Here is a 26545-nt window from a genome sequence, read left to right on the forward strand (position 1 = left end):
AAAGACTCCAAAAAACAATAATATTGGTATTCCGTGCTGCATTTAAATGTTTTTGTTGTTCACAAAGGCCCTTAAATATTGCTTATCAGTATTATATGGTTAGTAATGTCAAACTTATGTGAAATAAAATTGAATTGTGTTGTATTTTTTTTTATTTTCATTGCTATAAACTAATGCCGTAAAAATATTAATCATCAAATTAAAATTTATGAAAATTTTTCTTGCAATAAAGTTAGGGAACTGATCTCTTCCTGCTTCTAATACTTACACGAACCCATACAGAAATATAACAGGTAAGCTCAATATAAATTAGTTTATTTGGTATCAGCCTCTTAATTTGTCTTAAGTACAACTATTTGTGGATAGGTTGGGATTTATGTTTACACTAATTTATTTGCCCCGTTATCAATGATCAATTTTAAACTACTTATACCTATAAATAGTATCCTTATGTGAAAAAACAGTAAAATAATAAAACCATGAACACACTTGAACTCTTAAACAAACAATTTAATTATCCCTTCCCGACATTAAAGAACCCTCATGCAGACCAGCTGCAGGAAATTACCGAAAACCAATGGATAGATGGCGAATATCTGTGGCTTTATGAACAGAACCCTGACCTCCGCAAAAAATACAAAAAAACTAAAACTGCACATATTGCTGCCCAATGGTTTCCCACAGCATCGCTTGAACGTTTCAAACCTATCTGCAGACTGATGTTGTGGACGCTTTATAATGACGATCTGTACGAGGAAAGCACATCTGGAGATATTAAAAAAATCCATATCCAGTCCGTTGCAGTTCTCAATGGTGAGTTAAGCGCTGAAGAAGCAACAATACCATTAGGATCTATGCTGGCTTCATTAAGGCAGGAACTGTTGCAGTTTATCCCTCAGGAATCAATCGTCCGGTTTACAAAGATGATCAGCAGATACTTTACCGGACTGGAAACTGAACTTCAATACAAGGAGAAAAAAATGTTTCCGACCATAGAAGAATGCATTGCTTTAAGGGAAGATTCTATCTGCCTGTATCCTTTTTTACAGCTTACAGAGGTAGAAACAGGAATCATTCTTCCGCCGGAGATCCATGAGCATCCGGTCATCCGCCGCCTGCAGACTCTGGCCTGTCATCTGGTGACTTATTTCAACGAAGTACAGTCTGTAGTGAAAGATGAAGCAACCGACAGTGTTTATTACAATATTGTTAAAGTGATCCAGCACGAACGCCAGATCTCACTGGAAGATGCCTGCCTTGAAGATCTGCGCCTGCACAATGAAGACCTGAAAGAATTTGTAACCCTTCAGTCTTCTTTGCCTGACTTCGGTATCTGGCAGGATGCAGTTGTCAATTGGGTACATTATATGAGCATGGTCCTAAGCGGTTGGAAAAATATTTCTACAAAACTTGGCCGTTACAATGCACTGGAATTTCCGGATGTAAAGGAACTGAAAGAAAGGCTAAATCAAATATAATATTAATAAGCATCTTAAATAATCCAATATGAACAGTTACCAAAACCCATTGTCGCTGGGGTATTACCCATTCCCTGAGACTTCTATTCCTGCTCATGTCGAACGGCTGAAAGAAGATGCAGAGGGCTGGCTCGACAATGATTACATATTTTTAACAGCGTCCGAACGAAGATTATACAAAATTGCCAATTTAGCCTATACAACAATAAGGATGCTGCCCAATGAAAATACAAGCTATGAACGTATGAAACCTGCCGTTAGGTGGATGGTAGCAGTCACTGTGAGTGACGATTATTATGAGCTAAGTACAAGGGAAGAGATAAAGCATGCAGCAGAACGGGTAAGATCAATATTATTGGGAGCGGATCCACTTCCTGATGAAATGGCTTTCTTTCACCAATACGCTATTATGCGTGATGAATACCGAGCTTTTATGCCCAATGAATGGATGGAGCGCATGGCCAAGGACATGTATGAATATCTTCTTTTTGGAATAAGAGAAATGACAGCATATACGGCAACTGGCACACGTCCCAATTTGGCTGTTTATTCTATTATTCGGGAATTTGACGTAGCAGTGATCCCCTTTATGAATTTTGTGGAATGTGAAATAGGATTTACACTTCCGAAGCATGTTGTCGATCATCCTGTAATACAGAGGATACGGTCACTTATGGGGAAAATTATAGGTTTTCAGAATGACTTTTATTCTTTAGAAAAAGAATCAGTAAGGGGTACAAGCAAAGTTCCCTGTGATTTATAAGGGTAATGGAAGATGAATACGGACTAACTTTTGGCGAAGCCTGTAAAGAAGCCCTACGTTTTCATGATGCGTGTGTGACAGAGTTTGTTGCCTTGCAATCAGCTCTTCCAGATTTTGGGAGTATAAATAAAGATATTGAAAACTATGCCCTACACATGGGAATTGGAATACAAGGCTTAAATACCTGGTATCATTTGGACACATTACGTTATAAACCGGATGGCTACAGGGATATTGAAAAAAGAGACAGTATTCTCCCTGAAAATAAAATTTTTCTATAATGACAAACAACAATAAACAATATGAAACCGGAAGAATATAATTCAAAAGATTATCTGCCACGTGGCCATTATCCTTGGCCCGACCTTATCAATCCAAATGCAGAACAGATGGGTAAAGATATGGACGGATGGATTGATAATGATTACACTTTCCTGACCGAAAAACAACGCACAACATACAAGAAAATGAGGCTGCACATGTGCACTGCGCGTATGTGGCCGGACTTAACCTATGAACAGAGTATTCCCTGTAACAGGTTTATGCTTCAGTACGTGGCTCTTGATGATCAGGTGGAGCATTCGTCCCTGGAGGAAATCCAACAGTTACGGATTCGTTGTGTAGACATTCTCAAGGGTGCCCAACCAAAGGAGGACGAAAATGCTCTCTACCAACATATGGCGTTAATAAGGGACGAATTCCGCGCTTTGATGCCCGACCTATGGGTGGAGCGTTTTATTTATTACTTTTATCAGTCATTCAGATATGGGATTGAACTGGAGTACCCTTATAAAATAGCAGAGCGTCCACCGTCACTTACGCTTTTCAAAACCATTCGTGAATATTCTGTTCTTATGCGTCCCTATCTGATCTTAGGTGAGATTGAATCAGGTCTTGTACTTCCTGAACATATTTTTGAGCATGTTGTCGTTCAAAAAATGATATCTCATATGACCCTGGTTGTTGCATGGCAAAATGATATTCATTCTCTGCCAAAAGAAATGGCGAAGGGTACAGAGGTTTTTAACCTGGTTTTTGTATTACAGCAGGAATATAATCTTTCATTGGAGGATGCCTGCGCACAGGCATTCGGCATCCATAATGAAGAATTGGCAAAAGTACTTGCCTTACATGCTGAGTACCGCGAGTTTGGTGAATATCAGGAGCACGTAGACAAGTTCGTTTATTATGCAGGAGTTGGACTTCAGGGAGTGAATTCTTTTTATCTGGAAACTGAAAGATACCAGCATGGAGGAGTAGGTTTTGCCTGGCCGGAAATTAGTAATGATGTGAAAACTATTTAAAATTGATAAAAAATAAACCCATGAGAGAAGATTTAGTTGTTCCTAAATGCCGCTACCCATGGCCCACCGTTACCAGCCCAATTGCCAATGCCTTTGATGACGAAGAAAAAATATGGTATGACCATGATTATACTTTTATTTCTGAAGAAGGAATAAAAAGATGCAAACCCCAGTTCCTGTCCCGAGTAGCTACCTATATGAATCCTACCTGTGACAGCATAGAACGGATGCGCCCTTGTGCTAGGTTAATGATCTACATCACACTATTTGATGACTATTTCGGAATGACTCCCGCAAAAGAACTGAAAGCGATGGCAGAAAGGGTATATGAAGTCATGATGGGAGATGATCCTCTTCCGGATGAAATTGGTATTCTCCGGCAAATGGCAAAAGCACGAAAAGAGTGGGAAACATTTATGCCTCGTTTCTGGATAGACAGGGTGGCTATCAATTTTTATGAATTCATCATCTACGGAATGATCGAGGAAATCCCTTTCAAACAGGCCGAGAAAAGAATCTATCCGTTACTTCCGCATTATCTCAGCTTTAGAAAATATTCAATCGGGATGTGGCCGTATGGTGATCTGATAGATCCTGCAACGAATTCTCCATTGCCGGTTTTTATCTATAATCACCCTATTGTACAGCGTTGCAGAGAGCTGCTCTCCCTGATTATTGTGATCCAGAATGATTTTGCTTCTCTGAAAAAAGAACTTGAAATAGAAAGTGAAAGTCTGAATATTATTTTCATTTTAAGCCATCAGTATAACCTTACCTATCAGGAGGCCTGTACTGAAGCGATGAGACTGCACGATGCCTATGGTCAGGAATTGGATGATCTGCACAAGTCACTCCCGGATTTTGGAGCTTTTCAACAACAGGCATACGATCATATTTACCATATTAAGCTACAGATAAGCGGATGTGCCAACTGGTATTATAACTCCGGAACCAACCGGTATGAACCGAAAGGATTTATTGTGCCACAATATGGAAGAGAAGGAGATGACATTCTTATCCCACACAGTATTTTTGTACAGAAATAGCTGCAAATAGAATACTGTTGAAGTAATAAAAAAACAGCAAAGATGAAATTTTTTGCTGTTTTTTTATTTTTCGAAAAATATACTTTTTTTCAAGCAGTAGATCACTAAAGCTGAAAATCCACACTACAGGAATAAACATAATATTTTTAAAATCTTATCTTCGTATTCTTAATAACTTGATGATATGAAAAAAATAATATTACTGGCCTCAGCCACATTTGTGCTGAACTCCTGCGTTGTAAGAACCGCTGCAAAAGTAGTGACAGGAGCTGCGACCATAGGCTACAAAGCTGTAAAAGGAACCGTGAATGGCATCAGCTGGGCAGTAAGCAAAGCCAAAGGAAAAATAGATGAAGACCGTGTGGATGGAACCTGGAAAATTGTAGGGGTTTATAAAGGCTCGTTTGAAGACTTTTCAAAAGATCAGAATCCGGAAAGTTCATTTACGTCAGATTGTACGGAAGGTTTTGACCAGATTATTTTCAAGGCTAAAAAATCCAAATTCAAACCGGTACATTGCAGTTCGGGAGAAGAAGATTGGGTAAAATATTCTATGGAATTCGGAAAAAATCCTTTAACTAAAGAAAAAGAAAACTATATAGAATACAATTCCAATAATTATATTTCAGTAATTGATGTCAACAACAAAACCATGGTGCTGGAAGGAAACCTGATGCCTAAACTGGCATTTTCAGGCGCTAAATTGTACCTATTGGAAAAAGTAAAATAATGGCTCTCTTTTTATTGTGGTAACCTGTTTATCGGCTTAGGAAGCTGTAGCGTTAAAAAAATTAAAAATTGATCCGTTAAAAAATTCCCACTGTCTGAGTGCGGCCCGAATATAGAACTGAAAAAGTAATCTTGAATCTGCACGAGTTTTGGGGATTTTAGGAGCAAATTTTAATTTTTAGCGGAAGATTCCAGCCTTGAATTTTTGGTTCTTTTGTTTCAAGACAAAAGAACTTATAAAATGGATTGATAATTGGTTTAATGTTTTATCTATTTATAAAAACAGATTGTCCGTCTAAACTTAAACGTAAATCATAATACTTTAACAAACATTGTGGCGTACCCTCAATAAATTTTTGTTCTTTTGCAAAAAGTTTAATTTTAACAGTATTACATGTCAAAGTTCGATGAGATCCGGTTTTTTGATGACAGTGAAGTGAATGAAGCATTACTTGGAATTGCCCGTGATCCTATGATGAACGCGCTGATGAGTTTTACTTTTCCTGATACGGATAAGAAAATATGGAGAGAGCAGTTTAAAAACATTCACTCTGTAAGTGATTTTCAGCACAATTTTATTGCCTATACCATTCATCAGATCCTTGCGAAAAGTTCCGAGGGTCTTACCACTTCAGGATTCGATAAGCTGGATAAGCAGACGCCGTATCTTTTCATTTCGAACCATAGAGATATTGTTTTAGATACTTCACTCATCAACCTGGTTCTTTTGGAGAAAGGCCTTATCATGACGGCTTCAGCGATAGGCGATAATCTTGTTCAGAAAACTTTTTTACATGACCTGGCCAAACTGAACCGTAATTTTCTCGTTCAGAGAGGATTGCCGCTTCGTGAGCAGCTGAAGAGTTCCCAGATCATGTCGGAATATATTAAAGAACTTTTACATAAAGAAAACCGTTCCGTCTGGATTGCCCAGCGCGAAGGCCGTACAAAAGACGGAAATGATGTTACCCAGCAGGGCGTTTTAAAAATGCTTGCTATGGCTGCAGAAGATATGCCATTGGCAGATTATTTTAAAACCCTGAAAATCGTTCCCGTATCTATTTCCTACGAATATGATCCTACAGATTCCTTAAAAATGCCGCAGCTTTTGGCCAGGCACAGAGATGAGGAGTATGTTAAAGGTAAAGATGAGGATTTTATGACCATGCTCAGTGGAGTTTTAGGTCAGAAAAAACGGATTCACCTGCATGCAGGCAACGTTCTTGATACTGAGCTGGATGATATTGCGGCCAATTTTGAAAATAAAAATAAGCAGCTGCAGGCAATTGCTCAGATTATTGATGATTCAATCATTCAGAACTATAGGCTTTGGCCAACCAAATTTATAGCTTACGACCTGCTTCACAATACCGATACTTATGCTGATCAATATACAGAACAGGAAAAACAGCTGTTTGTGCGCAGACTTGAAATGCGTATAGACCCTTCTGATGCCATTTCCAAAGAGTTTTTTCTTACCATGTATGCGAACCCTCTGATTAATAAAATGAAATATGAGAACAACTCATTAATGTAAGTATTGCTGAAGAGTTATTCGAATATCGGTCTAGGAAGCTGGAGCGTTAAGAAAATTAAAATTTTATCCGTTAAAAATTTCCACTGTTTGAGTGCGGGATCGTCAACTGAAACGAAGCAGAAACACTCTCTCCGCACGAGTTTGGAAATTTTAGGATCAAGTTTTAATTTTTAGTGAAAGTTTCCAGCCTTGAATTTTTGGTTCATTTTGTTTCAAGACAAAAGAACAAAGACAGAAAGATAATGCACTATTTTTATTTAGTATCCTTAACTACTTTTAAATTTAAAATTTTCCTAAAAAAGCATGAGTAACGCTTGGGCTATTCATATCTTAACGGCTGATTAAAAACTAAAAAGCATGAAACTATTTCAACATGAGTATTTTCCACACATAACAGGCGATAGGGTATCATTACGACAGATTAAGGATGCAGACCTTGATGATCTTATCGAAATCTCATTTTATGATGCTATCCGGGCGGAAACTGTTCAGCAGGCAGCAGAAATGCAGGCAAAGATCAATCAGGATTATCTGGATGGAAATTCTATTCACTGGGGCATCGTGGACAATGAAACTCATAAAATTGTTGGGACCTGTGGGTATTACCGGGGATTGGATAAAGGAGAAGGTGAGCTGGGCTGTGTTTTATTGCCACAATATTACGGCAAAGGATATATGACTGCCGGAATGACGCTGGCCATTGATTTCGGACTGCATACATTAGGGCTGAAGCGTATATGGGCAGCAACAGATCAGCATAACGGCCCTGCAATTAAACTGCTGGAACGGCTTAATTTTGTGAAAACAGCAGATTTAAATGATGGTGAAATCGAGTATGAACTAGGAAAATAAGCTCAGAGCAGACGATCAGTTACATCAATTAAGCAGATATTTATGTTAATGAAACGATAGAAAATATTTTTTTGTAAATTCAATGTTGAGGCGGCAAGATAGTTGTAGTGAACTAACAACCACACAAATTAAAACATATGAATTTACAAATAAACCCATGCCCAAAGGTTGAAAATCATCATGTTGACAGTTTTCGTCCGGATGTTCTGGAAGGCTTGAAAAACAGTCCCAAAAGATTATCTTCAAAATACTTTTACGATAAAGAAGGAGACCGGCTTTTCCAGGAAATCATGGCTATGCCTGAATATTACCTCACCCAGTGTGAGCTCGACATCTTCAAAAATAAAACAACTGATCTGGCCCATCTTATTATCCCTGAAAATGAGCCATTCGATTTGATCGAACTGGGAGCTGGAGATGCCATGAAGTCCACATTTTTATTGAAGCATCTGGTGGAACAGGGAACTCAGTTCACCTATATGCCTATTGATATCTCAGGCAACATCCTTTCCATATTAAAAGAAAAATTGAGCCGGGAATTACCGGATTTGGAAGTACAGGCTTTGGAAGGAGAATATTTTGAAATGCTTCAGAAAGCAGCGTCACTTTCCGGCAGAAGAAAAGTTATCCTGTTTTTAGGAAGCAATATAGGCAATATGAATCCCGGGGAAGCTGAAAATTTTTGTAACAGTTTAAAGCGGAATCTGACTTCCGGCGACAGGGTATTGGTCGGTTTCGATCTCAAGAAAAATCCTCACACTATTTTAAATGCTTACAACGACCGGAAAGGTATTACGGCAGCATTTAACCTTAATTTGCTGACCCGTATCAACCGGGAACTTGATGCCAATTTTGACTTGAAACAATTCCAGCATTATCAAACCTATGATCCCATAAGCGGAGCCTGTAAAAGCTATCTTGTAAGCCTGCAAAAACAGACCGTAAAAATAGGAAACGACAGCATTTCATTTGAAGAAAATGAACTCATTGACATGGAAATTTCACAAAAATTTTCTGAAGAAAAAATTGAAGAATTAAGAGAAAAATCGGGTTTTAAACGGATAGGAGAAATCAAAGACTCAAAAAAATGGTTTGTAGATGTCGTCTGGCAGGCAAAATAAAGAGAAATAAGGGGACAGAATTAATACCATGAATTCTCAAGAAGCAAATCAACAACCGTACAGTTTCGTCAACGACTTTGTTGACTTTTTTGCTTATCTAAATAATATGTTTGAACTAATAAAACTTTGCGTTAAATAAAAAGCATAATACTCCACAGATTAATCAGATCTCATAGAAACAAACGTTCTTTCAAAGAAAAATAAGAAGTATATTTATTTGAACTTAAATTATAACCTACTAAAAACTAAAGAGCATGACACTGAATATAGCGACAACGGATTTAGTAAAAAAGTATACAGATATCCGAAAACATTCCGAAGAAATCTGTGCTCCTTTGGAAATTGAGGATTATGTAGTGCAGCCCATCATAGATGTAAGCCCTCCGAAATGGCATCTTGGCCATACCACCTGGTTTTTTGAGACTTTTATTCTCATTCCCAATTTTCCTGATTATAAAGTTTTCGATACCCAGTATAATTTTGTCTTTAACAGCTATTACGAAACTATCGGGGCAAGAGTGATCCGTACCGACCGTGGAAATCTCAGCCGTCCTTCTGTTTCAGATATTTATAAATACAGGCAGTATGTGGATGAGCATATGAAAATATTTCTTCAGAGCAGGTTTATGACTGAAACTGTTGAACCGCTCTTAGAATTGGGTCTTAATCATGAACAGCAGCACCAGGAATTATTAATTACCGATATTAAATACATCTTAGGACACAATCCGCTTTTTCCAGCCTATAGAAAAGAATTGATCTCAAAAAAAGAAAGCTATAGACCTACTGAAATGCTAAAGTTTTCCGAAGGAATTTATGAAATAGGGTTTAAAGGAGAAGGTTTCTGCTTTGATAATGAACTGGGCAGGCATAAAGTATATCTTAATGATTTTGAAATTGCAGATCAGCTGGTGACCAACGGAGAATATCTGCAGTTTATGGAAGCTGGAGGGTATACCGATTTCAGACACTGGCATGCTGAAGGATGGGATTGGGTAAAGCAGAGCAATGCAGAATCTCCGCTGTACTGGCATTTTATTGATGGAAAATGGATGAACTATACCCTAAACGGCTTACAGGAAGTTGACCTTAATGAGGCAGTCTGCCACATTAATTTTTATGAAGCCTCTGCTTTTGCATCCTGGAAAGAAATGCGCCTGCCTACCGAAGCAGAGTGGGAAGCAGCGTCCGGTAATTTCAATTGGGGAAACCGTTGGGAATGGACCAATTCTGCCTATTTACCCTATCCCGGTTTTAAGAAAGAAGCGGGAGCAGTAGGAGAGTATAACGGCAAATTCATGGTCAATCAAATGGTTTTGCGTGGTGCCTCTGAGGCTACACCTGCCGGACACAGCAGGAATACCTATCGTAATTTCTTTCAGACCAATCTGAAATGGCAGTTTACAGGAATCAGACTTGCTCAATAATTTTTGCCAATGATTACAGTTGAATCAGTTTCAAAGAATTTTAACGGAAAACCTGCAGTAGACGATATTTCTTTTCAGGCCCATGATCAGGAAATATTAGTCCTTCTGGGAACGAGCGGTTGTGGCAAAACGACGACCCTTAAAATGATCAATCGTCTTGTAGAAGCGGATTCAGGAAATATTTCCATCAACGGTAAAAATATCCGTGATCAGAAACCGGAAGAACTGCGGATGGGAATCGGTTTTGTGATGCAGCATTCCGGTCTGTTTCCTCATTACACCATTCAACAGAATATTGCCGTAGTCCCCGAATTACTGAGATGGGACAGGAAGAAAACAGAAAACCGGACCCATGAATTGTTGAATAAGCTTCATCTTTCAGAAGATATGCTTTCACGGTTTCCCAGCGAACTGAGTGGGGGACAGCAGCAGAGAGTGGGCATTGCAAGAGCTCTGATCGCCAATACACCCGTTCTGCTGATGGACGAGCCTTTCGGAGCGCTGGACAATATCACCAAAGCTGACATTCATTCAGAATTTAAATCGCTGGAAGAGCTTAAAAATAAAACCATTATCCTGGTTACCCATGATGTTCAGGAAGCTTTTGAACTGGGACACCGCATATGCCTTATGGATAAAGGGAAAATTATCCAGACAGGAACCCCTGAAGAGATGCTTTATCGTCCTCAAAACGATTTTGTCAATGAATTTTTTACCGAAAACAGGCTTTTGCTTGAATACAAAATTGCGGTTTTGAAAGACCTTGCTAATTCAGAAAGTCTGTACAGTGAATTTGGTTTTACTGAAAATACCAGTGTCTGGAATGCTTTACAGAAATTAAGCTCGGATCACAGAAACACTGAATATTATGAAAGCCTGATCAGGGCATTCAATGAATATAGAAAATTACAGATCGTATGACGCAGCAAAGTCTTTGGCAGTTTATCATAGAACAGCAGGAAAAATTACTGACCCAGGTTGTACAGCATCTGGGGCTTACCTTTCTGTCATTACTTTTGGCAACTGTTGTCGGTGTACCTTTAGGAATACTGATTGCGAGGAAAAGAAAATTCTCCAGCCCTGTGCTTGGTTTTGCCGGTATTTTGCAGACTATTCCGAGTATTGCCCTGCTGGGTTTTATGATTCCTGTTTTTGGAATCGGGGCCAGGCCTGCTATCGTTGCCCTGTTAATTTATGCTCTTTTACCCATCATCCGAAACACCTATACAGGAATTACAGAAGTAAGCCCCACCGTTGTAGAAGCGGCCAAAGCAATGGGGATGAACAGAAGGCAGCTCCTTTTTAAAGTGAAACTTCCTCTGGCCATGCCTGTTATCATTGCCGGAATCCGAACGGCAGCGGTGATCAATGTCGGAGTGGCTACATTGGCATCCTTTGTGGCAGCAGGTGGCTTGGGCGAGTTTATTTTCGGAGGCATCTCTCTGAATAATACCAATATGATCCTGGCAGGTGCTATTCCTGCAGCTTTGTTGGCGGTTTTGCTCGACCAAACCATTGCCATTGTACAGAAATCCGGCTATCGTTTATTTCAGAAACTGAAATATATAATTCCAGCTGTTTTTATTATTGTTGGTGCAGCTTATCTGTTTACTTCCGGATCAAAGAATAAAATTAAAGCAGGTTTTACCCCTGAATTTATGGGAAGACAGGATGGTGACCTCGGTTTGCGTTCGGTGTACGGACTGAATGTAAATCCTGTTGTGGTAAACGATGCCATTATGTATAAAGCGGCCTATGAAAAGGAACTGGATCTTATCAGCGGATATTCTACCGATGGCAGGATCAAAGCTTTTGACCTGTATGTTCTGAATGATGACAAAAAAATATTTCCGCCTTATTTTGCAGCACCCATTCTTAAAACAAAAACACTGAAGAAATTTCCTGAGCTGGAAGAAACCCTTGGTCTGCTGGCCGGTAAATTCAATGACTCCATAATGACCGATCTGAATTATAAATCTGATTATCTTAACCAGACACCGGAAAAAATAGCAAAGGATTTTTTAGTTAAAAATAATTTGTATAAAAATTCAAGGAAAGGAAATTCCGGAACGATACGGATAGGGTCGAAGATTTTTGGTGAGCAGTATATTCTCACAGAAATGTATAAAATGCTTATTGAAGGCTATACAGACTATAAGGTGGAAACAAAAACAGGGCTGGGTGGCACCAAGATCTGTTTTGATGCCTTAATGAATGATGGAATTGATTTTTATCCTGAATATACGGGAACCGGACTTCTGGTCCTTTTAAAGCCTTCGGAGCAAACACTTAAAAATGTAACCCAGAGTCCTGATAAAACATACAACTATGTCAATTCGGAGTTTAAAAAGCAGTACGGTATTCAGTGGCTTAAGCCTCTTGGATTCAATAATTCCTATGCATTGATGATGCGCAGAAAACAGTCTCAGGATCTTCAGATAAAGAATATATCAGATCTTAAAAAATATTTCAAAGACAAATAAAATAAAATCTGATCTTTCCTTTAAAACTGTAAATATTTGATTTATAATTAATAAAAAACCCTAACACTTGTTAGTCGTACTACTACTACACTTTCTCAGATAAATCATAAAAAGCCCTTTTTATACCGCAACTACTTCTATATTTGGTGAATTAGAATAACATCAGATCACAAAATATTAACCATTAATTTACAAATCATGGCAGAAAGAAATTCAAGAGGAATCTTAAAATTCAATGGTGGAGAAGGGCAGAAACTGCTAAAACTTCACTACAGTGTATCACGTTCTACGGACGTATCAGGTAGAGTGGCATCAGATCCTTCTAATGCGCTTATCAAAATCACAGTGGAAGCTACAGAAAAATCAGATATTCTGGAAAGTCTTCTGAACGGAAAATACAAGCCTACAACCGGAGAAGTAACGTTCAACAAATCTCATGAAGAAGGAACACTGACTACTCTGAAATGGGAGAACGGATATGTAATTCAGCACGAAGTAGATTTCAATGCAGTAGATGAAAACAGTATGTACATCAGCTTCATCGTAAGTGCAGAGCAGATTGACTTAGGTAATTCTTCTTACAAAGCAGAATGGCCTACTTCTTAGGAATATAGTTTCTTAAACTTAAAAAAAATCAGACAGAATGGTTACCTATAAAAGTAGGATACCATTCTGTCTTTTTTGTTTGTAAATAAAGTTTGTGGACTGATCTTTTTTTGAATTTAAAAACTCAAATCCGACCACTGGCTTAAAATAGCATCAGCCGCAGAAACGGAAGTTAAGCCGCTGGTAAGCCCAGCGCCTGTAAGCACACCGATCATCAGGGAGCCATTAGTTGTAAAAACGGCAGACCCGGAATCTCCTGAAGCAGAAAAAGATCCTGAGTTACCCTTTACCATAATCATATTATTGGCTGTCACTTCTGTACCGTTAAAGTTTCTGGCTTTCAGCGAAGTGGTAATACTTGTTACTTCCCCGGTGGTGACTTCTGTTGCAATGCCGCTTTTCATCACTTCCTCACCAATAAGTTCAGGGTTGATATCAGAAAATCCCCCAATGATATTTCCCACACCGTATACTTTTCCTATTGTGGCGTATCTGAACCATCCCTTTCTTGCAATAGCACAGTCCAGCCATGCACTGATCGTTGCTGAATTACGTTTAAATGTAACATTTTTATGGTAATAACTCTTCAGGGACGCACAGTTGTGACAGTAATTCAGGGTTGTTTCCCATTTAGACTGCTGGCACACATCCGAATCCAGTTCTGTGGTCGTTCCTGCCAGTACATGGGCACACGTTATCAAATAAGGATTATCGTCCCCTGTTTTATTTACCATGACGCCCAACGTCCCGTTTCCGGCGACTTCCCTTCCGTTCTGCATCAGTTCGCCGTTTGCTGAAATACTGATTCCTCCGATCAGTGGATCTGTTTTTTCGTTTCTGGTTGCATCTGCCACAGCATCCGGTGCAGCCAGGTTATTTTCCTGGATTTCAAACTCCACAACATCTGTAGGACAGCCAAAAAGGGCAGCTGGAATTGGATTGCTGACTTTGGCTAAAGGCAGTTTCTTTTTTACTCCGAACGTATAGCTAAGGCTTGGGATCAGTTGATCGTTCACTGTTTTCAAAGAGACCCCTAAAGAAGTGATCTCGGGTCTTTTAAAATACTCTTCAACGAGTTCAGGGAGTCTTTGGGCCATTTCATCGTGCAGGGCCAGTTCTTCTTTACTTAGTTTCATGATTTGGTGGTTTTATTGGATTGATAAATAGGAGTTCGGGTTAAGAAAATTAAGATTAATGTGCTGGAAGCTGGAAGTGGGAGGCTTGAAGTTATTATTGGACTGATGTTTCTTAAAATTGAATTAATTAGTCTTAAGAAAATTAATAAAAACTGATGTATAATTATTTTTTATGACCTCAATAATTTCTCTCTTCCGGCTTCAGGCTTCCTTACCTTATTAAAAACAGAAATGTCTTATCCGGAACTCAGGCTAAATAGAATAGGTAATAACTACTGTATCAAAATTCGGAACGGGCATTACCGTTCCGAACTTGAATCATCTCAATAAACTTAAAACTTAATGTTAGTTCAGTTTAATGGTTCCCGAAGAAGGAGCACCGCCGCCAGAAGGAGGAGGTCCGCCTGCAGAAGCCTGATCAGCCAGCATACGGTACTGTGCCGTTCCTTTTTCAGTTTTGATGGTTCCTGAAACCGTATACAGATACAGGTCCCCCGAAACAGCAAAGTCATTGGCCGAATTATTCACGTAAAAGTCAATATTTACAGTAGACATCTGCTTTGCCTTTTCAAGAAAAGCATCCATTAATGTGGTGATCTGAGCCTCTGTAAGCCCTTTGGATTTCATAGATTCTTTTGTTTTTTCATAAGAAGCAGAAGCACCACCGCCACCGAAGAACCAAGTCCAGACGGATAAATTGGCACTTGCCGATGTTTTTTCGTACTCTTTAACTTCTTCTTTATAGCTGGCACTCAGCATGCTCATGGCCAGGTCATTCAGATTTTTCACATCCTGGCTGGACATGGCAGATACCTGAAGAGAAGCTGTGATTCTTCCCTGAGTGAATGGTGGTACACTATAGGAAAGCCCTGTAAGCTGTCCTTCTCCTGCTACCTCGATAGAATAAGACTCTTTGGATTCTCCTCCTGCTTTTGAGGTTGAAATAACGCGTTCGAACGGATCTTTGAAACCCACTTCGGTCTGTGTAATTTGAATTGTTTCCATTGTTTTGTTTTTTGGTTGGTGTTTGTAATTACTTATTGAACAACTCAAAGGAACGAAGAAAAAGAACCGGATTTTAGCGTGTAAATAACCAAATATTATCGTCAGTAGAAATACTTATTGAGGGTAATGTGTTGTTTATTAGTTGTTTGTGAATTATTTTTTAACCAATCCTGTAAACATGAATTCTGATAAAACAATTCAGATAAACTGTAGAAAGATAATTTTAGCAGAGCGATAAAAAAGGCTACTCCAAATTATTAGGAATAGCCTTTTTATATAGCTTGATGATTATAATTTATTGAATGACAATACTTTTTTTCTGTACCGTATGTGCTGAGAAATAACCCAAAGCCCCATTGTTAATATTACTTGGAGGATTGGAAGGGGTAACGCCTCCGCCGGGCCCGCCATCCCCTGAAATCTGAAGAAGAGCAGAATAATAGGTGAATATATTGTGATCGATGGACTGCATTTCTACATAAACAGTATCCCCGGGCACTACCTTATGATCCGTAGGGTCATCATCATTATCCTCATTCGGGAGAAACAAAGGTCTTTGGTTGACCATTCCGTTATTTACATTATCTGAAAATACCTCAAATGTCTTTTTCGTCATGTTATTGATGGTAAAATTGAAAAGATAACGGTTCCCTAATACTGCGGGGTCGGTGAAAACAGGTAAAAGAGTATAGGTGGTTTCGCTTCCGAAGGTAAACGAATCCTGAGTCAGGCCATCAAAGCTGACAATTTCAGGCATGGTACTTTGTGCCGTATACTGTTTTCCTTCAGCCTGTATTTTCAGGGTATAGGTTCTCCCGGTCACTCCGGTAAAAGCTGTGGTTATATATTTGCCGTCCCCTACATACTGTAAAGTTTCTGTCTGACCTGTATTATCACTTACAACAACCTGTGCATCAGTAACCGCAGGATATTGATTGTTTTGTGTAAAAGCTACAGATTTTGTGATTCTTACAATATAGGGTCCCGGTTGGTTTGTTATATTGCCTTCTATGACGATGTTTCCACTCTTGTCATCCAGATCAAGATCGATCTCTTTTTCACAGGAAGTTAGTAAAAACAGCGATAATATGATAAAAATGATATTCTTCATGATCTAAAATTTGAAATTATAAGTGATATTGGGTACCCAACGGAAAAGGGAAGTCTGCATAGCGCGCGTTGTTCCAGGATTGTTCGGATTGTCTTCAAACGTAATCGTATAGGCATTTTCCCTGCCGTAGAGATTATAAATACCGAATGACCATGATCCTTTGAAACGCTTGTTAGATTCCGGTTCATAGGTAGCGCTCAGATCCATTCTGTGGTAGGCAGGCATACGGTCTGCATTCCTGCTGCTGTACTGAAAAATAGTCTGCCCGTTCAGCTCATATTTGGCGGTAGGGAAGGTAACGGCATTCCCTGTACTGTAAAGGAATAATCCGGATAAGGACCATTTCTTATTCAGTTCATAAGTGGCGACAATAGATAGATCGTGGGTTTTGTCCATTCTGGCATTATACCATTCATTATCATTGATTCCGTTTATTTTTCTTTCTGTTTTAGACAACGTGTAAGAAATCCATCCTGTTAATCTTCCGCTTTTCTTCTTGGCGATCAGTTCCAGTCCGTAGGCTCTTCCTTTACCATACAGCAATTCACTTTCTACATCTGCTGCCGTATCAAAGGTAATCTGCGCACCATTTTTAAAGTCGATCTGGTTTTGCATGGATTTGTAATAAATCTCAGCGTTCAGTTCATAATTGTTATGATTGAAATTTCTGCTGTATCCGGCACTGATCTGATCAGCTATTTCCGGCTTTACGCTGTAGCTGCTCCCGATCCACTGGTCTGTAGGATTTCCGCTGCTGCTGTTGCTCAGAAGGTGCAGATTCTGTGTGTTGCGGGAATATCCGGCCTTGATGCTGCTTACCTCATTGATGCGATAATTGGCGGTAATTCTCGGTTCAAGATTAAAGTATGTTTTCCCGAATTTACCCTTTTCCAGGAATCTGCTGTCCGTAATCACTCCATTATCATAGGTATTATACGTGTCACCACCCAAAATGCTGAAGGTAGAAAGCCTTAAACCATAATTTACGGTTAATTTATCTGAGGCTTTAAAATCATCATTGATATACACTGCATTTTCCCATGATTTTCTCGGGTTTCTCGGAAAGCTGCTCACACTCGTACCGGAAGCACTGCTTGGCGTGATCGTATGATGAATAGACTGAAGCCCGAAACGCACCGAATGCTTATTTCCGGCAAACCACGTGAAATCCTGCTTAAGGTTCCAGTCCTCGATCTGGGAATCCAGGCCAAACGTATTATCATTGCTTTTCAGGCTGATTTTATAATTGTAATTGCTGTAAATTAATGAAGTATTGGAAAACAGCTTACTGCTGATAATACTGTTCCATCGGAGTGTTGCCGTTGTATTTCCCCAATCTGTTGAGAAGGTATCACCCAGTCCCAGGACGTCTCTTCCGAAATATCCGGATAAATAAAGACGGTTGTTCTCATTAATCTGATAATTGGCTTTCAAATTCAAATCGTAGAAATACAGTTTACTGTCCTTATAATCATCACTCGTCTTAAGAAAAAGATCGGCATATGTTCTTCTTCCGGAAACAATGAATGAAGATTTTTCCTTCTGAATAGGGCCTTCCACACTCAATCTGCTGCTGATCAGTCCAATTCCTCCATTCACATTATAATCCTTATTATTTCCGTCTTTCATTTTAACATCCATCACAGAAGAAAGACGGCCCCCGTATTGGGCAGGACTGTTTCCTTTAATAATGCTGGCATCTTTCAGTGCATCACTGTTGAAGGTGCTGAAGAAACCTAATAAGTGCGAAGCATTATAAACAGGTGCTTCATCCAGTAAGATCAGGTTCTGATCCGTAGCACCGCCTCTTACGCTGAATCCGCTGCTTCCTTCACCGTTGCTTTTGATTCCCGGTAAAAGCTGTATCGTTTTCATCACATCTTTTTCCCCGAACAAAACCGGCAGTTTTTCTATATTTTTGATGCTTAAAGTTTCAGTTCCCATCTGGGCCGAGGTAAGGTTTTTATCCTTTTTAATCCCTGAAATAACGACTTCATCAATTTTCCCCACTTTTTCATCTCCTTTTTCTTCCTGATCGAGTGGCAGATCCAACTTGGTATTCTGTTCCACCTTTACCGGCAGCTCAAAATCACGGTAACCCGGATAGGAAACGATCAGCGTATAACTTCCTTCGGGAAGTGATAGTGAATAAAAGCCATATTCGTTGGCAACCACAGAAACAGACGGATCTTCACTTACTTTTACAGTAACCCCTATCAGCAGCTCTCCGTTTTTATGATCCTTCACAGTACCGCTTACTGAGTATTTCTGCTGCGCCAGCGCCATGGAGCTGAAACAGACTACAGCGGCGGTGACGGCAGTTTTAAAAAACAATTTTTGCATTGAGTTTAAATTTTAATGTAGTAGAAATCCTGTCAAATAGTATGTTTAGGTTGAGTGATGTTAAAGCTAATTGCAGAAAAAGGAATTAGACGGGTGCAACTTTTAGTGTTAGGTAATAGTTCATGGTTTACTGTCAAACGTAAAAATTCAAGCGATATTACAGAATTTGAAAAAAATATTCTACCAGATACCAAAACCGGAATAAGAATTTCTCAATCTTTTATGGCAGATGGGTTCCTGAATAGCCTGAAGAGGCGGGAGGGTATTTTGATACTGAATTGATCTCTTTATGGTCTTTTTTCCTGTATAGTTAACAGGCAGCAATTGATTTCGGTTCATAGTTTTTGGTATGGTTATCCTGAAAAGGTAGAAAATCCCTGTTCCGGGAATACAAAAATAACAAAATACCACAACCAGACTTATATTTTATTGTCATCTTAATGTTAAATGATCACTGCAGATAAAAATGAGTATCACTTTATACAGACTGTGAATGAAATTAAATATATTTGTTCAATGAGTATTCTCCGAATCCGGGTACCTTATTTTCCGCACAGACTGTTTAATAAATAACTGCATAAAAAATGATTCCACTTCACGAACTTTTATTCTTTGTTCTGGCTGCCCTTGTTTTAGTGATAAGTCCCGGGCCTAATATGATCTACCTCATTTCAAAATCAATTACACAGGGAAAAAAATCCGGATTGATTTCTCTGGCAGGAGTAGTATGTGGTTTTATGTTTCATATTGTCATGGTATCTTTCGGGCTTACAGCGGTATTACTGGCAGTTCCGGTTGCTTATACCGTTCTGAAAACACTTGGAACCGTTTATCTTCTGTATTTAGCGTACCAGGCAATAAAACCTAAGAGTAAAAATATATTTGAAGTAGATAAAAACAGCCCGCATGATGGGACCAAAAAGCTTTTTAGCGTTGGCTTCCTCACCAGCGCACTGAACCCGAAAGTCGCTGTATTTTACCTGTCCTTTTTCCCGCAATTCATAAAACCTGAATATGGTTCTGTTTTATTGCAAAGCTTTGAACTGGGAATTGTCCAGGTTTTTGTAAGCTTCAGCGTTAATTTTATCATCGTACTCACAGCTGCAAAGGTGGCCGCATTTTTTGCGGGTAATCCATTTTGGGTAAAGATTCAGAAATGGTTTATGGCGGGCGTACTTACTTATTTAGCTGTAAAAATGGCTTTGTCGAAGGCTAAATAAGCGGGTATGTAGCTTATTGCTGTAAAATGTTGTATCAATAACTGATTCCAAAGCATGAAACAGACCATTCCCACTTATGATTTAAACAGTATTACCCGGCATGGTATCCTGATCGAAAGAATTGAAAAGCGGACGATGAGCACCATAGATAATCTTTTTGATAAAGGAATCCACCGGGACAGCCATTATATTTTTACATTTCTGGAAAGTGGAAGGGCTAAGATGATGGTTGATTTCAAGATCATAGAAGCCCGGGATGCTGCTGTTTTCTTTTTGCTGCCCGGTCAGGTTCATCAGGGAATTTTAATGGAAAAGGTCACCGGATGGTTTATTGCCGTGAAAGCAGATCTGTTACCCGATGCTGCAAGATCGGTTTTTGAAGAAACTTTAGTAGATGTACAGCCGGTACCTGCTGATGGTAGCTGGGTTGAAAAGCTCAATGCCTGTGCCGGGTTGCTTCAGATGTCCTGTACGGAAGAAATGCTGGCTACTAAAGAAGGATTTCTTGTTGTTCAGTCATTAATCAGTGCTTTTACAGGCTTGTATGTCCTTATCTTTTTAGGCGGAAATCATGCAGGAGCATCCAGTGAAAGCCGTGCCGTTCAATTGGCCAGAAAGTTCAGAATTCTGGTAAGAAAAGAATTTAAAACCCTGAAAAGTCCATCAGCCTATGCCGGGCTTTTGAATATTTCACCCGGCTATCTGACTGAGGTTATTCGTGAGGTAACAGGTAAATCTGCCCAGCACTGGATCCATCAGGAAGTTTTGATAGAAGCCAAAAGACTTTTATCCTTCACTCAACTTAGTGTAAAAGAAATTGCGTATGTGCTGGGCTACAGCGATCATGCCTACTTTTCCCGCTTATTTTCTAAGGTTGAAGGCTGCCCGCCGACAGAATTCCGGGACAAATACCAGAACAGGAAGTAACCCACGAATTGTCCAACTAATACCCTGATACGGCTATCGGTCTGCATTCATTTTGAAGCTTCCTTTGCATTAAAAATTATTTATGCCAAGCCTACCAAAATGGATGAATGATACATTAGAAAATGTCATGTCCTCAAAATTTAAAGAATGCACCGTTACCCATACAGAAGCTGTTTCAAAAGATCTCCGCCTTATCCGTTTTACTTCTGATCTGCAAGATGTTCCTTTTGAACCGGCTTACGCTATAGGAATAAGAGTCAACGAAAGGGATTACCGTAATTATTCACCCTTCAGTTTTAATAAGAACGCAGGAACTTTTGATGTAATTTTCCATCTTCATGATACGGATGCTGTAGGAAGCCGTTTTGCAAGCCGTCTTTCACCAGGCGAAACTACAAAAATACTGATGCCAAGAGGGAAACGTTTTGTTGAACCCAATGCAGAAATCCATTTTTCCATAGGGGATGCAACTTCGCTGGGAAGCTCTCTGTCCATCAAAGAAGCAGTGGAAGAAATAGGCGGTGCATTTGTATGCCTTCATGAGCTGGAAGATTCCTCTGTTTTGAAAAAATTGGAACTGTACGGCTATCACGCTCCTAAAAACGACATTCAGAACATCATGGAAGCTTTAAACGATTTTTTAAAAGAAGAAAAACAAGCCGTTTACAATAATGAAGCGGTTTTTTATCTTACAGGAAACGGAAATACCATGTCAGTGGTTCGCAAATTTCTTAAGGCAAAAGGTGTGGAGGGGAAGTGTATCAGGTCGCAGGCGTATTGGATGGTGGGGAAGAGGGGGTTGTAAATATAAAATCTTTAGTAAAGATTAAAAGATTGGTGGAGTCAATATATTACAGAAGCAATTCTGAAATTAGTTTTTTCCTCATTTCCACCACTAATTTTTTCTTCTCCAGGCTTGGTAATACTTCAACTAATTCAGGTGCTTTCATGAAACATCCCAGAATACATATTAGAAAACCAACAAGAGTACATTAAAATTCTAAAAGAACAGATAGATTCCCTGAAACGGGAAGTGAAAATCCTTAAATCCAAAAAATAATATTCTTTTCTTCGGAAAACAGATCGAATCAAAAAAAACAGCTGAAGAATCCTCTTCAGCCGTTTTTTTGAAAATATAATATCAAGAATTTAATCCCGGATAACCATTTTTTTAGAACCCGTCACTTTTCCGTCTGCCATCATGGTATATACATACGTGCCGGATTGAAGATCTGAACCTGATAGGGTGATCGTTCCGTTGCCTTTCTCACGGAGTGGGAGGGATTTCACCAGTTGGCCAGTGATGTTGTATACTTCAATAGAAGCTGTTTTTGTACTTTTCGGAAGATAATAGCTGATGCTCGTTCCGTTTTTGGTGGGATTGGGAACATTTTGAGCGAGTTGAGCAACATCTGAAGAAGAAAGATCAGTTGATGAAACTCCTTTATTCAATAGAAGCTGTTTCAGTTCCTCTACTGTATTTTCAAGGTTTTTAATGCGGTCTTCCAGCTGCTGGATGGTTTCATCTGAAGCCGAAGATGTTTTGTTGAGCGGCGTATTCGAAACCATTACATTACCACTCGCATCTACAACCAGGGCGCGGCCGCTTCCTGTGGGCAGATTTTCATGCCTTACCGTTCCCACCGTGTGGAAATTGGCGGTAGGGGCGAGTGTAAGAATGCCGACACTTTGATCCTTGATCAGCATGGTTGATGTAGGAGATAATCCAAACATAATAGACAGCGGAATATTATTCGTCAGTTTCACCCCTCCGGTTCCGGACCCAATCACGAAAGAACGGTTTCCGGTAGCAGCCAGGTCAATTCCGAATCCTCCGGAATATACATCCTTAAGATCGATGCCTACCCCTAATGCGAACTGGTTATGGTTTCTGATAGTGTTTTTCCAGCCCAATGCCACAGACTTGCTTGAATTATTCAGAACAATATTGTCCTGTCCGCTCACGATGTTGGCACCTCCACCATTGGCGAGATCATTTCCCCAGCCGCTTACTATAGAACTGCTGGCCAGTCCTCCAAGAATATTGGAGCTTCCCGTCACGATACTTCCTTTTACTTTGGCGGTATTGGAGTTATTCACGGCGTCTACGATAAACGAACCTGCTTCATTAAGGATAGCTTGTCCCGGATTGGCAGATGCTCCGTTGGTTCTCAGAAAAAAAGGCCTCGGATCTACTGTGCCTGCATAATTTGCCGATGTGATGCCAGCGTTTCCGGTAATTTGCCATTGCTGGGCATTAGCAATTCCTGCTAAAAAAAGCATAGCTGCTGCCAGACCACTTTTCATGGATAATAATGGTGTTTTCATAAATTTGAGTTTTGATGGTTTTAGTTATCACTAAAGTATGAAATATTATTATTGTAATAGATTTTTTATCACTTTGATGTGATGTTTAAGGATTGTTTATTGCTTTAAATTCAGTAATAAAGGGAAATCTGTGCATTATAATTAATTTCTATGCATTTTATTTGTGTCATCTAATTACTTTTGAAAGCCTTTTCAATACGGATATAATTGAGTGGCAGCTTAACTAAATTTGAAACAATAAATTTTAATTCAGAAGATATATCATGATGGTCATCTTTTTTATAAATGCTGTTAAAAAGAAATCAATCTGAATTGGCAAACACTGATTTAATTTTTAAAATAATTTTATTTTTTTAAACACGTGTTTAATTTCCTGTTATTGCGTTAATTAAGTGTTTTTGACCGGAATAATTCGAGTTCAAATGAGACTCTGAATAAAATTTTGGTATGTAAATTGTTGAATAGAGGGCTAACTAAAATTTTATTTTTAACGCATTAAATTATTTGAAAAATGTTAATTTATTATAAAATCATATGAATAATTTAAATTTTAGCACCATTAATGGGAAATTCATTTTCTTGTTAATGGTTCTTTTTTACGGTATTACGAACGCGCAATGTACAGCCTACACAGGTCAGGCAATGAATCCCGGGCAGACTTATTGTCTTACCGGAAACCTTACTTTAGCTAATGATATAACCATCCCACAGGGTACACTTCTTATTATTGAACCTGGAGGAGTGCTTACTGTAAAAGGTGTTACGGTAAACGGTAACCTTGAGATCAGAGATGCTGCCAGTGTAAAATCTGAGGGATCAATCATCATAGGAATTTTCGGAAGCCAGAAGAACTCAAAAGTGAAACTGGGAACAAAAGCTTACCTTTCCCTTACCGGTTCGGTTTCTCAGGGAGACCCTTCATTCTGGGGGACATTTCCCGGAGCTACTTCAACCATTGATATGGGAACATACAGTGTTGTGGAAATATGCGGAACTTTCAGCCAGCAGTCCATTACCTATCCTTTTATAAATTATGTTGGTGCTCCTTTGGGAAAAGCCTATTGTATTGCCAAAGCCCAGGTAAATGGAGGGGGAAGCTCCATACTCAGTAATGACAGCCAGATTATAGCCATTGCAATGGATACGGTAACAGGGCTTGCTCCCGGAAATGCCAGCTTCTGCGGACCAAATGCTACTCAGGCTTCATGTCCGGGTCTTTGGCCTGCCGGGCTTCCTGATGACAAATTTGCCTGTGGTTTTGCGGATGAAATTGTTCATGAATTAGATAATTACTGTACAAAACCCGGACTTTCGGGAACCCCTGATGGCTATACGAAAATGGGAATCACTACACAGCAGAAAACCAAAAGCTGGCCTGAGAATATTCCTAATGGTTTTCTTGCATTAGAATCGAAAACTAAAGGCTTTGTTATCACCAGAGTGCAGCATGTAGACCAGACTCCTAAGCCAGGAGATGCAGTTGCTGAACCGAAAGAAGGAATGCTTGTTTATGATATTCAGGACAACTGTGTTAAACTGTACAACGGTACCCAATGGAAATGTATTGAAAGAAGCTGTAATGATTAACCTAAATTTTGAACATAATATGAAACCTATAAAAAAGATAAGTATAGCGCTGGCATTGATGATTTTTAATGCTTTTTACACTCAGGTCGCTATAGGGAAAGAAACAATTGACGGAAGAAGCACCATACTGGATTTCAATAATACATCCACCAATACAAAAGGGCTTATTCTTCCGGCAACACAGGGAATTCCTGCAGGCAGTCCGGCAAACGGAACATTTGTATTTGATACATCCGATGGCAAAGTGAAGGTGTACGAAAACAATACTTGGAAAGCGCTTAGTGATGTGGGAAATGTTGCATCAGTAATACCTAATGATTCGGATGAGGCTGGAAATGGCGTAGTGATAGGTAATAAGGAAGGTAGCGCAGATGGAGTGCTGGTCCTTGAATCACCAGATAAAGCGATGATTCTTCCCAAAATATCTTCGCCGCATCTCAATGTGAAAAATCCGTACCCGGGAATGATATGCTACGATACAGTCAGTAAAACGTTTGCTGTTTTTGACGGAACGGTTTGGAATTATTGGAAATAGCAATACGATAAGACTATTCAAAAAAGCCCTGTATTAGAAGTAAACAGGGCTTTTTTTATTTATTTTTTCTCCCATACAGCAGGATTCTTTTGAAAGCATAAATAGCCGGAAGTTTTGGAAAATTCCTCGTAATACGCAGTTTGAACTCTGTTGTAAAGGTTTTTTGCTGTTCCTCATCAAGTCTTTCCAGGTAAGGAATCAAGGCCGATCCTGAAATAAAGTTGAATAGGGTATCATAATCTTCGGCAATAATAGGATATACCTTTTGGGAAAGATTCAAATCTTGAATGCCATTATCGAAGAGGATCTGTGCATATTCATCAATGGTCAGGACGGCAGAAGGACGGTTCCAGCTGTTAAGCTGAGATTTAAACGGCTCTTCATCCGCCAGCTCAAAAAGAATTTTATTCAGGGTATTTCCCGGCTGATAAGGCATCTGTACAGCTAGTTGACCACCCACATTCAGTTTGGAGATCAGTTTCGGAAATAATTCCTGATGGTTGTCGGACCATTGCAGGGCAGCGTTACTGAAAATAAGATCCCAGCTTTCATCAGCATCAAGCATAGCTTCAGTTGTCGATAATTTAAAGTGGAGACGTTCATTTTCAAGGGTCCTGGATTTTTCAAGCATTTCGGGAGAAGAATCTATTCCAGTAAAAACAGCTCCCTGAAGTTTATCCGTAAGGATGGCAGTCTGCTCACCTGTTCCGCATCCGATATCTACTGCTTTCATGTTACTTTCATCGGTGATCAGCTCGGCAAGATCATAAAACGGTTTGAAGCGAATATCTTTAAATTGATTATAAACGTCAGGATTCCAGGGCATATTCAGTGAATTTAAATGAATCTTCAATTTAGCAATTCCTGAATAGAATAAGGAAATTAAAATATTAAAAGATTCTTAAAAGATGGGGGAGCGGGAAGTTACTGTAGGGAGAAAGGGTAATCAATCTCGTTTTTATTGAATATTTGAGGTTTTAATTTAGTATGAATTTGGTGAAAGTCTT

General features: G+C 39.3%; 25 protein-coding genes. 18 read left to right on the forward strand and 7 right to left on the reverse strand.

Annotated features, from left to right (window positions below; genetic code table 11):
* The first annotated feature begins 479 nt into the window (after positions 1-479).
* The 13 genes from DRF61_RS04320 to tssD all read left to right on the forward strand — a co-directional run bounded on the left by DRF61_RS04320 (position 480) and on the right by tssD (position 13346).
* A complete protein-coding gene (locus tag DRF61_RS04320; RefSeq protein WP_111954435.1) occupies positions 480-1478 on the forward strand; it encodes a terpene synthase family protein in 999 nt (332 codons plus the stop codon).
* A 28-nt stretch (positions 1479-1506) separates the two neighbouring features.
* Positions 1507-2241, forward strand: coding sequence for a terpene synthase family protein (locus tag DRF61_RS04325; protein WP_111954437.1), 735 nt, complete (start codon positions 1507-1509; stop codon positions 2239-2241).
* 5 nt (positions 2242-2246) lie between these two features.
* A complete protein-coding gene (locus DRF61_RS04330; RefSeq protein WP_111954439.1) occupies positions 2247-2522 on the forward strand; it encodes a hypothetical protein in 276 nt (91 codons plus the stop codon).
* A gap of 198 nt (positions 2523-2720) precedes the next feature.
* On the forward strand, positions 2721-3545 hold the full coding sequence (locus DRF61_RS04335) for a terpene synthase family protein (RefSeq protein ID WP_146896982.1): 825 nt from the start codon (positions 2721-2723) through the stop codon (positions 3543-3545).
* Positions 3546-3565: 20 nt separating this feature from the next.
* Positions 3566-4591, forward strand: a complete 1026-nt coding sequence (locus tag DRF61_RS04340; protein WP_111954443.1) for a terpene synthase family protein — start codon at positions 3566-3568, stop codon at positions 4589-4591.
* Between the two features lie 184 nt (positions 4592-4775).
* A complete protein-coding gene (locus DRF61_RS04345) occupies positions 4776-5321 on the forward strand; it encodes a hypothetical protein (protein WP_111954445.1) in 546 nt (181 codons plus the stop codon).
* Between the two features lie 393 nt (positions 5322-5714).
* Positions 5715-6857 carry a 1-acyl-sn-glycerol-3-phosphate acyltransferase gene (locus DRF61_RS04350; RefSeq protein WP_111954447.1) on the forward strand — a complete coding sequence of 381 codons (1143 nt, stop codon included), beginning with the start codon at positions 5715-5717 and terminating at the stop codon, positions 6855-6857.
* Between the two features lie 357 nt (positions 6858-7214).
* Positions 7215-7709, forward strand: coding sequence for a GNAT family N-acetyltransferase (locus tag DRF61_RS04355; RefSeq protein ID WP_111954449.1), 495 nt, complete (start codon positions 7215-7217; stop codon positions 7707-7709).
* A 137-nt stretch (positions 7710-7846) separates the two neighbouring features.
* Positions 7847-8830, forward strand: coding sequence for an L-histidine N(alpha)-methyltransferase (egtD, locus tag DRF61_RS04360; protein WP_111954451.1), 984 nt, complete (start codon positions 7847-7849; stop codon positions 8828-8830).
* A gap of 254 nt (positions 8831-9084) precedes the next feature.
* Positions 9085-10257 carry an ergothioneine biosynthesis protein EgtB gene (gene egtB / locus DRF61_RS04365; protein WP_111954453.1) on the forward strand — a complete coding sequence of 391 codons (1173 nt, stop codon included), beginning with the start codon at positions 9085-9087 and terminating at the stop codon, positions 10255-10257.
* A gap of 9 nt (positions 10258-10266) precedes the next feature.
* Positions 10267-11178: an ABC transporter ATP-binding protein gene (locus DRF61_RS04370; protein WP_111954455.1), complete on the forward strand. Its 912-nt coding sequence runs from the start codon at positions 10267-10269 to the stop codon at positions 11176-11178.
* Positions 11175-12740, forward strand: a complete 1566-nt coding sequence (locus tag DRF61_RS04375; protein ID WP_111954457.1) for an ABC transporter permease/substrate-binding protein — start codon at positions 11175-11177, stop codon at positions 12738-12740. Before DRF61_RS04370 ends, DRF61_RS04375 begins: the two co-directional genes overlap by 4 nt.
* Positions 12741-12938: 198 nt before the next feature.
* Positions 12939-13346 (forward strand): type VI secretion system tube protein TssD, encoded by a 408-nt coding sequence (gene tssD / locus DRF61_RS04380; RefSeq protein ID WP_111954459.1) that lies wholly within the window; start codon positions 12939-12941, stop codon positions 13344-13346.
* A 116-nt stretch (positions 13347-13462) separates the two neighbouring features.
* Here the strand turns inward: tssD and DRF61_RS04385 are convergent, their stop codons facing one another.
* The 5 genes from DRF61_RS04385 to DRF61_RS22540 all read right to left on the reverse strand — a co-directional run bounded on the left by DRF61_RS04385 (position 13463) and on the right by DRF61_RS22540 (position 19280).
* Positions 13463-14482 (reverse strand): chymotrypsin family serine protease, encoded by a 1020-nt coding sequence (locus DRF61_RS04385; RefSeq protein ID WP_111954461.1) that lies wholly within the window; start codon positions 14480-14482, stop codon positions 13463-13465.
* 345 nt (positions 14483-14827) lie between these two features.
* A complete protein-coding gene (locus DRF61_RS04390; RefSeq protein ID WP_111954463.1) occupies positions 14828-15487 on the reverse strand; it encodes a hypothetical protein in 660 nt (219 codons plus the stop codon).
* A gap of 295 nt (positions 15488-15782) precedes the next feature.
* The gene (locus DRF61_RS04395; protein ID WP_111954465.1) at positions 15783-16598 is read right to left on the reverse strand and encodes a DUF4249 domain-containing protein; all 816 of its coding nucleotides are present in this window, start codon (positions 16596-16598) and stop codon (positions 15783-15785) included.
* Positions 16599-16601: 3 nt separating this feature from the next.
* The gene (locus tag DRF61_RS04400) at positions 16602-18941 is read right to left on the reverse strand and encodes a TonB-dependent receptor (protein ID WP_111954467.1); all 2340 of its coding nucleotides are present in this window, start codon (positions 18939-18941) and stop codon (positions 16602-16604) included.
* A 180-nt stretch (positions 18942-19121) separates the two neighbouring features.
* Positions 19122-19280 (reverse strand): hypothetical protein, encoded by a 159-nt coding sequence (locus DRF61_RS22540; RefSeq protein WP_157963355.1) that lies wholly within the window; start codon positions 19278-19280, stop codon positions 19122-19124.
* A 245-nt stretch (positions 19281-19525) separates the two neighbouring features.
* Between DRF61_RS22540 and DRF61_RS04405 the strand changes: the two genes are divergently transcribed.
* The 3 genes from DRF61_RS04405 (at position 19526) to DRF61_RS04415 (ending at position 21893) form a co-directional block, all read left to right on the forward strand.
* On the forward strand, positions 19526-20161 hold the full coding sequence (locus DRF61_RS04405) for a LysE family translocator (RefSeq protein WP_111954469.1): 636 nt from the start codon (positions 19526-19528) through the stop codon (positions 20159-20161).
* 54 nt (positions 20162-20215) lie between these two features.
* Complete coding sequence (locus DRF61_RS04410) at positions 20216-21088, forward strand: helix-turn-helix domain-containing protein (protein WP_111954471.1); 873 nt, start codon at positions 20216-20218, stop codon at positions 21086-21088.
* Positions 21089-21170: 82 nt separating this feature from the next.
* Positions 21171-21893, forward strand: a complete 723-nt coding sequence (locus tag DRF61_RS04415; RefSeq protein WP_111954473.1) for a siderophore-interacting protein — start codon at positions 21171-21173, stop codon at positions 21891-21893.
* A gap of 344 nt (positions 21894-22237) precedes the next feature.
* Here DRF61_RS04415 and DRF61_RS04420 read toward each other — a convergent pair whose 3' ends face one another.
* Complete coding sequence (locus DRF61_RS04420; protein ID WP_111954475.1) at positions 22238-23416, reverse strand: T9SS type A sorting domain-containing protein; 1179 nt, start codon at positions 23414-23416, stop codon at positions 22238-22240.
* A 534-nt stretch (positions 23417-23950) separates the two neighbouring features.
* Between DRF61_RS04420 and DRF61_RS04425 the strand changes: the two genes are divergently transcribed.
* Both DRF61_RS04425 and DRF61_RS04430 read left to right on the forward strand, forming a co-directional pair.
* Entirely contained in the window at positions 23951-25003 is a 1053-nt protein-coding gene (locus DRF61_RS04425; protein WP_111954477.1) for a hypothetical protein, read from the forward strand.
* Positions 25004-25022: 19 nt separating this feature from the next.
* The gene (locus DRF61_RS04430; protein WP_228452578.1) at positions 25023-25538 is read left to right on the forward strand and encodes a hypothetical protein; all 516 of its coding nucleotides are present in this window, start codon (positions 25023-25025) and stop codon (positions 25536-25538) included.
* 55 nt (positions 25539-25593) lie between these two features.
* Here DRF61_RS04430 and DRF61_RS04435 read toward each other — a convergent pair whose 3' ends face one another.
* Positions 25594-26364: a methyltransferase domain-containing protein gene (locus DRF61_RS04435; protein WP_111954481.1), complete on the reverse strand. Its 771-nt coding sequence runs from the start codon at positions 26362-26364 to the stop codon at positions 25594-25596.
* Between the last annotated feature and the right edge of the window lie 181 nt (positions 26365-26545).

Source organism: Chryseobacterium lathyri, from assembly GCF_003290185.1.
GTDB classification, from domain to species: domain Bacteria; phylum Bacteroidota; class Bacteroidia; order Flavobacteriales; family Weeksellaceae; genus Chryseobacterium; species Chryseobacterium lathyri.

What these genes read in the sequence shown, in the direction of transcription:
- DRF61_RS04370 (WP_111954455.1), top strand. Translation starts at nt 10,267, where the DNA reads ATGATTACAGTTGAATCAGTTTCAAAGAATTTTAACGGAAAACCTGCA.
- DRF61_RS04320 (WP_111954435.1), top strand. Translation starts at nt 480, where the DNA reads ATGAACACACTTGAACTCTTAAACAAACAATTTAATTATCCCTTCCCG.
- DRF61_RS04345 (WP_111954445.1), top strand. Translation starts at nt 4,776, where the DNA reads ATGAAAAAAATAATATTACTGGCCTCAGCCACATTTGTGCTGAACTCC.
- DRF61_RS04395 (WP_111954465.1), bottom strand. Translation starts at nt 16,598, where the DNA reads ATGAAGAATATCATTTTTATCATATTATCGCTGTTTTTACTAACTTCC.
- DRF61_RS04335 (WP_146896982.1), top strand. Translation starts at nt 2,721, where the DNA reads ATGTGCACTGCGCGTATGTGGCCGGACTTAACCTATGAACAGAGTATT.
- DRF61_RS04330 (WP_111954439.1), top strand. Translation starts at nt 2,247, where the DNA reads ATGGAAGATGAATACGGACTAACTTTTGGCGAAGCCTGTAAAGAAGCC.
- DRF61_RS04355 (WP_111954449.1), top strand. Translation starts at nt 7,215, where the DNA reads ATGAAACTATTTCAACATGAGTATTTTCCACACATAACAGGCGATAGG.
- egtD (WP_111954451.1), top strand. Translation starts at nt 7,847, where the DNA reads ATGAATTTACAAATAAACCCATGCCCAAAGGTTGAAAATCATCATGTT.
- egtB (WP_111954453.1), top strand. Translation starts at nt 9,085, where the DNA reads ATGACACTGAATATAGCGACAACGGATTTAGTAAAAAAGTATACAGAT.
- DRF61_RS04350 (WP_111954447.1), top strand. Translation starts at nt 5,715, where the DNA reads ATGTCAAAGTTCGATGAGATCCGGTTTTTTGATGACAGTGAAGTGAAT.
- DRF61_RS04390 (WP_111954463.1), bottom strand. Translation starts at nt 15,487, where the DNA reads ATGGAAACAATTCAAATTACACAGACCGAAGTGGGTTTCAAAGATCCG.
- DRF61_RS04340 (WP_111954443.1), top strand. Translation starts at nt 3,566, where the DNA reads ATGAGAGAAGATTTAGTTGTTCCTAAATGCCGCTACCCATGGCCCACC.
- DRF61_RS04430 (WP_228452578.1), top strand. Translation starts at nt 25,023, where the DNA reads ATGAAACCTATAAAAAAGATAAGTATAGCGCTGGCATTGATGATTTTT.
- DRF61_RS04325 (WP_111954437.1), top strand. Translation starts at nt 1,507, where the DNA reads ATGAACAGTTACCAAAACCCATTGTCGCTGGGGTATTACCCATTCCCT.
- DRF61_RS04420 (WP_111954475.1), bottom strand. Translation starts at nt 23,416, where the DNA reads ATGAAAACACCATTATTATCCATGAAAAGTGGTCTGGCAGCAGCTATG.
- tssD (WP_111954459.1), top strand. Translation starts at nt 12,939, where the DNA reads ATGGCAGAAAGAAATTCAAGAGGAATCTTAAAATTCAATGGTGGAGAA.
- DRF61_RS04400 (WP_111954467.1), bottom strand. Translation starts at nt 18,941, where the DNA reads ATGCAAAAATTGTTTTTTAAAACTGCCGTCACCGCCGCTGTAGTCTGT.
- DRF61_RS22540 (WP_157963355.1), bottom strand. Translation starts at nt 19,280, where the DNA reads ATGAACCGAAATCAATTGCTGCCTGTTAACTATACAGGAAAAAAGACC.
- DRF61_RS04385 (WP_111954461.1), bottom strand. Translation starts at nt 14,482, where the DNA reads ATGAAACTAAGTAAAGAAGAACTGGCCCTGCACGATGAAATGGCCCAA.
- DRF61_RS04425 (WP_111954477.1), top strand. Translation starts at nt 23,951, where the DNA reads ATGAATAATTTAAATTTTAGCACCATTAATGGGAAATTCATTTTCTTG.
- DRF61_RS04435 (WP_111954481.1), bottom strand. Translation starts at nt 26,364, where the DNA reads ATGCCCTGGAATCCTGACGTTTATAATCAATTTAAAGATATTCGCTTC.
- DRF61_RS04410 (WP_111954471.1), top strand. Translation starts at nt 20,216, where the DNA reads ATGAAACAGACCATTCCCACTTATGATTTAAACAGTATTACCCGGCAT.
- DRF61_RS04415 (WP_111954473.1), top strand. Translation starts at nt 21,171, where the DNA reads ATGCCAAGCCTACCAAAATGGATGAATGATACATTAGAAAATGTCATG.
- DRF61_RS04375 (WP_111954457.1), top strand. Translation starts at nt 11,175, where the DNA reads ATGACGCAGCAAAGTCTTTGGCAGTTTATCATAGAACAGCAGGAAAAA.
- DRF61_RS04405 (WP_111954469.1), top strand. Translation starts at nt 19,526, where the DNA reads ATGATTCCACTTCACGAACTTTTATTCTTTGTTCTGGCTGCCCTTGTT.